The organism is Endozoicomonas sp. SESOKO2, from assembly GCF_024606245.1.
Classification (GTDB): Bacteria; Pseudomonadota; Gammaproteobacteria; order Pseudomonadales; family Endozoicomonadaceae; genus Endozoicomonas_A.
In genome coordinates this window covers 1-2,187 of the sequence record NZ_JAHHPQ010000792.1, presented here as the reverse complement: position 1 = coordinate 2,187, position 2,187 = coordinate 1, and the positions used below count along the sequence as shown (strand labels likewise).

1 protein-coding gene is annotated in these 2,187 nt (G+C 47.2%); it reads left to right on the top strand.

Features of this window, described 5'->3' with window-relative positions; all coding sequences use genetic code 11:
- Positions 1 to 2,101: DUF5906 domain-containing protein (locus KDK17_RS18795; RefSeq protein ID WP_257288793.1), on the top strand; the 2,101-nt coding region annotated here is incomplete at its 5' end.
- Positions 2,102 to 2,187: the final 86 nt, after the last annotated feature.

Below are 2,187 nucleotides of genomic sequence, written 5' to 3'. Positions count from 1 at the left end.
CCATGAGATGAGCAAACCAAACGAGAGTCACGAGACCTCACAAGTTAATTTACACGATGCTGAGCGTTTTCTCGAATCTTTGGATGGTATTCAGACACCGTATTGCTTTCAGACCATTCCAAACCGGGCAGGTAAGAGGGTGCCACGCATATATTACGGGACTCTTGAAGAGGTGAAAGGTCTATTGATTGACGCAAACCTCAGTGGTGATGGCGTTTTCGTTACGATCAACGAAACCAATGGCAAGGGCAGGACGGCGGACGATATCACCGGAGTCAGGTCGTGCTTTGTTGATGATGACAATGGTCGTTTAGCTGAGATTACTTCAGAGCTATACAATATGTGCCTTACACCTCATATGGTGGTCGAATCGAGCCCTGGTAAAGGGCACTGTTACCTGCACGTCAAGAACTGCCCTCGATGGCTATTCAGAGCAATACAGACGAAGTTGGCAAAAAAGTTTGGCACTGATCCGAAGATAACCGATCTACCTCGGGTCATGAGGTTACCTGGCTTTCTCCATACCAAGGGTGAACCCTTCTTAAGCCACCTTGTTGAGCTCAATGATCATCCGAAGTATTCAGTTGAGGAGATAGAAGCAGCTTTAGGCCTTGACGATTTGGATAGCAGTTTTTCGAATACCAAGAGCACAGCCTGCCTTGAACGTGGTTACCCCGATGGTCAGCGAACTGAAGCGCTGACCCAGTTGGTAGGTAAGCTTATCCGAGCAAGGTTTTCAGATCAGGAAATTATGCAGAAGCTTATTCCCTGGAACGAAAACAATACGCCTCCTCTATCCTTGGAGAAATTGGTCAAAACTATCAATAGTATCCGCAAGAGTGATGATCGTAAGAAATTCCAGGCAGGCTCTATTCTTGAGCAAATGAATGAGATATGTGCTGTGGCTATGATGGGCACAAAGTGCATAGTCATCCTGAACGAAGGTAATGGTCCCGTTTTTACATCACCACAGGATATGGAGAAATACTACGCCAACAGGAAGCTTCCTGATGGAAAGCCTCTCTTTAAGCACTGGTTTGAGCATGAAGAGCGGAGGACGTACCAGGGTATAGTATTTGCACCAGCTGGTGCCGGGCCTCATTTGTACAATCTCTTTGAAGGTTTTGCTGTTGAAGGACTGCCCGGAAGTTGCGAGTTATTTCTTGCGCATTTATTGGAAGTGATTTGCAGCGGCAATCTTGAACTTTATGAGTACTGCCTCGATTGGATGGCCGACCTTGTACAACATCCAGACAAACTCTGTGGTGTTGCACTGGTTTTAATGGGAAGTCAAGGAGCTGGTAAGGGTGTGTTTGTTGAGTACTTTGGGAAGCTGTTTGGGAAGCACTTCCAACATGTCAGTAACCCTGAGCATCTTGTTGGACGATTCAATGGCAATCTTGCCTCTACCCTGCTGGTGTTCGCTGATGAAGCATTTTGGGCAGGTGACAAGGCTAAACTTGGTGCACTCAAGACTCTAATCACTGAGTCCCGACGTATGATTGAGATGAAGCACAAGGATGCTCTCGAAGTTGAAAACTATGCCCGAGTTATTATGGCCAGTAATGAAGACTGGGTGGTACCTGCAGAAGTCGATGAGCGTCGCTTCTGTGCCACGAGAGTGAGTGACTCTCGCAAAGGCGATACCAAGTACTTTGAGGCCATCATCCATGAGCGTGACAACGGTGGCGTTGAGGCTTTGATGCATCTCCTGAAAAACCGGGTTCTGGAGGGTAAGGATCTTCGTAAATTCCCAGTGACAGGGGCTCTACTTGGGCAGAAGGTCCGAAACCTGAAATCCCATGAGCAATGGCTATATGACCACCTGCAAATGGCAGAGGTTGATGGTAAGAGTTTTGATGATAGTTTTGTTAAGACCAGGCTATATAATAGCTACGTTGAGTACTGTCACCGCCTACACAAGCGCGGCATTGTTGACAGCGGAACCTTCTTCAAATGGCTTAGAAGGACCATTCCGGGTATCGCTGACAGCAGACCTCTGCTGGAAGGTAAAGCAGTCAGACATGTTACGTTTCCGTCACTGGATGAATGTCGCAAGGCTTTCGAAGGGTGGATTGGCGGAAGTATTCCCTGGGAATAGATACCTTCTTTATAGGTTTTATTGTTGACTACAGAGGGGGCTGATGCCCTCTCTTTTTATGTGTCCAGGGTAACCGTGTTGTGTAT